The sequence below is a fragment of the Sphaerotilus sp. genome (assembly GCF_041083715.1).
Lineage (GTDB): Bacteria > Pseudomonadota > Gammaproteobacteria > Burkholderiales > Burkholderiaceae_C > Sphaerotilus.
In genome coordinates this window covers 1-3,001 of sequence record NZ_JBFPGY010000166.1, presented here as the reverse complement: position 1 = coordinate 3,001, position 3,001 = coordinate 1, and the positions used below count along the sequence as shown (strand labels likewise).

Genomic DNA, 3,001 nt, shown 5'->3' with positions numbered 1-3,001 from the left:
TGGCCTTGCCACGGCTTTCGGCGACCTTGGTGTCGTCTTCCAGGTCCGTGTCGCCAACGATGTTCACGGCGGCGCCGCTGCTCAGGTCATCGCGGGCATCGGCCAGCGAGGCCCGCCGCTTGATGTTACCCGCCAGTGTGGCGATGCCGGCCGTGGCCAGCGACTTGGCGTTGCCCATTGCCTTGTCGGTCCAGATCGCGGCACCGGCGCTGTTCCTGTTGCCAGCGCTCAGACCCGCGTCGGCGGCAGCACCGACGAGGTCGCTCAGATCGGTGTCGCTGCCGAAGGCCGTGCCGGTGCTGGCCTTCACGTGCTGGGCCATGGCGATGGTTGCCGCCTTGAAGGCCGCCGCCGGGTCACCACCCGCGGCCGCAACGATTTCCGAGATGTCGTTGAGGATCTTGGCGAGGGCCGCTGCCGTCGTGGCGCGGGCCGCATCCTTGGTCGGGTCGAAGGCTGCAACGTCGATGCCACCCAGACCCAGCTTGGTCAGCACTGCCTTGAATTCGTCATCGGTCAAGCCGCTGACAGCCCGCATGGTCGTGAACGGCGACACCACCAGGCTGCCGGCCAGCGCCTTGTACTGGCCCTTCGGTGCCTTCAGTGTGGTCTTGTCGTAGCCCGTCCCGGCGATCGAGACCATCGGCGCGAAACAGGCCGTGTCGAAGGTGTACGTGCCATCGGCGCCGGTGGTCGCGCTGGACTCGCCGGCATCGAGAACCCCGTTGTCATTCGCGTCACAGAAGACAGTGGCCCCAACGATCAGGTCGTCGACCAGCACACCGCCCTGTGCGCTGGCGGAGACGCCGGGCGTGACGGCTTGCGACGCTGCAGAAGTGGAGTCTCCGCCACCGCCACAAGCCGACAGGCCCAGTGCAAGAATGATGGAAGCAGAAAGCAGGCGAAGTTGTGGCATGGCGCGATCCGGGATAGAAGGATGATCTCCACTATCACCGCCGACCCGCGAAACCTTTCGACACAGAAGCAGCGGAGTTCAGCCCCTGTTCCGAACTTCAGCCGGGATGGCCGACGCCGTCTCCGAGCGTCCGGGCGCGGCTGGTCACCAGCCCGACCAGATCCGCCAGCGTCGCCCCGGCGCCCCGCATGGACACGGCCAGCGCGTCCAGCACCTTGTCGTGGGCATTCCCACGCTGGACAGCGGAGGCGGCCACGAGCGGCTGGGTCAGCACATCGGTGATCGGCGCCGGGTTCACACCCATCAGCTTCAGCACGCTGCCGACGGTCGCCTGGGCGTTCGCGATGTTGGCCGGGGTGATCGTGGCGCCCAGCGTGAGGGCGTTCGCCTTTGCCATGAAGCTGGACGGCTGTGTACCGGCCATCTGCGCCACGAGCAGCTCGGTCAGCGTGGTGATGTGCGCGGTCACGCCGGATGCGCCGGCACTGCCGAGGGCCACCGAGTGCAGTGTCCAGACGCCATCCGCCGACAGCGCTTCCAATACGCAAGGCAAGGCGCTCGCCTCCACCTCCAGCGTGTAGGCACCGCTGGAGCCACTTGTCGCCGAACCGGTCGGCCCGGACGCGCACCGGGCGGTCACCTTGGCCTCCACCAACGCGGCACCACGCGCCACCACCCCGCTGATCCGCACCGGTGCAGCGCTCTCCGCGACGCTGGCGCCTGCGCCCGATGACCCGCCGCCGCACGCCGCCAGCACCATCAACCCGCCCGCTGCCGCTACCCACCCGATCGACTTCATCTCTGCTCCTGGTTCCGCTCGCGAACGTCCGTCAGGACAACCGTGCAGTCGTGCACGGTCATAGTTCACGAATCAAGCGGCAGGATGCAGAGCCTGGCCAAAGGCATCAATCGTTCATTCGGAAGGTGGCAGGGGCCGGATTTTCCGATTGCTCCCGTGATTTCCGGATCGGACATGCCGAGGACGGACAGCGCCCCGGAGACCGGGGGCCCGCGGACGCATCCCCGGGACCAGGAAACCCATGGCCGATGCGCACCGCACGGCGCGCAAGGTCAGTAGAACCATTGACACAACCTTAACGTTGCAGTGATAGATTGCACCCCGCTCGCGCCCGTCCCCTGCGCACCGCGGCTCCCTGCTGGAAGAGACATGAAGACAAAAACAATTGCAGCCCTCCTGATCGTTGCCGGTGCAGCCGGCGGAACGTACTGGTGGCTCAAGAAATCCCCTGCGACAACCGTTGCCGATGCGCCCATGGCGGCCGGATCATCATCCGGTGGTGCGTCCACACCGGCCAGCGGCGCCAAGGGCGGACCGCAGACGGTCAGCGTCGCCCTCGCGCAGCAGCGTGACGTGCCCGTCTCGATCGAGGCTGCCGGCAGTGTGGTGGCCCTCGACAGCGTCGAGATCCGGCCCCAGGCCACGGGTGTCGTCACGGACGTGGCGGTGCAGGAAGGCCAGACCGTCAAGCGCGGCGACCTGCTGTTCAAGCTCGACGACCGCGCCGACCGCGCCAATCTTGAAAAGGCCAAGGCCCAGCTGGCCCGCGACAAGGCCACGCAGTCGGACCTGGAACGACAGCTCGCCCGCGCCAAGGAACTGTTCGAGCAGAACTTCATCGCGCGCAACGCCGTCGACTCGCTGCAGACGCAGCTCGACGCGCAGATCGCGGCGGTCCGCGCAAGCCAGGCCGGCATCCAGTCCACCGAGGTCTCGCTGAGCAACAGTGTGCTGAAGGCCCCGATGAGCGGACGGGCCGGCGCGGTGAGCGTCGTCAAGGGCAGCCTGGTGCAGCCGGGCACGGCAGCCATGGTCACCCTGACGCAGATGGACCCGATCGGTGTGAGCTTCACGCTGCCAGAAGCACAGCTCGGCCTCCTGCGCAAGGCCGACAGGGAACTCGCCAAGGAAGGCGGCGTGCCGCTGACCGTGCAGCTGGCCGGCGAGCGACGCGGCCAGCCAGCGGTCGCGCTGCCCGGCAACGTGAGCTTCATCGACAGCGGCGTGGACGCCACCACCGGCACCATCCGCGTCAAGGGCAAGCTGGTCAACGAGGGCCGGCAGCT

2 protein-coding genes and 1 pseudogene are annotated in these 3,001 nt (G+C 67.7%); 1 reads left to right on the top strand and 2 read right to left on the bottom strand.

The annotated features are described in order from the left end of the window. Both AB3X43_RS07495 and AB3X43_RS07490 read right to left on the bottom strand, forming a co-directional pair. Positions 1-916: pseudogene (locus tag AB3X43_RS07495) on the bottom strand (hypothetical protein); the annotation flags it as partial. A 97-nt stretch (positions 917-1,013) separates the two neighbouring features. After that, the gene (locus AB3X43_RS07490) at positions 1,014-1,715 is read right to left on the bottom strand and encodes a hypothetical protein (RefSeq protein ID WP_369429232.1); all 702 of its coding nucleotides are present in this window, start codon (positions 1,713-1,715) and stop codon (positions 1,014-1,016) included. Between the two features lie 474 nt (positions 1,716-2,189). Here AB3X43_RS07490 and AB3X43_RS07485 point away from each other — a divergent pair. Continuing rightward, positions 2,190-3,001 (top strand): efflux RND transporter periplasmic adaptor subunit (locus AB3X43_RS07485; protein ID WP_369429231.1); only part of this gene is annotated, 812 nt, incomplete at its 3' end.

Bases quoted from the DNA above. Each gene is read 5' to 3' on its own strand.
- AB3X43_RS07490 (WP_369429232.1), bottom strand. From the start codon at position 1,715: ATGAAGTCGATCGGGTGGGTAGCGGCAGCGGGCGGGTTGATGGTGCTG.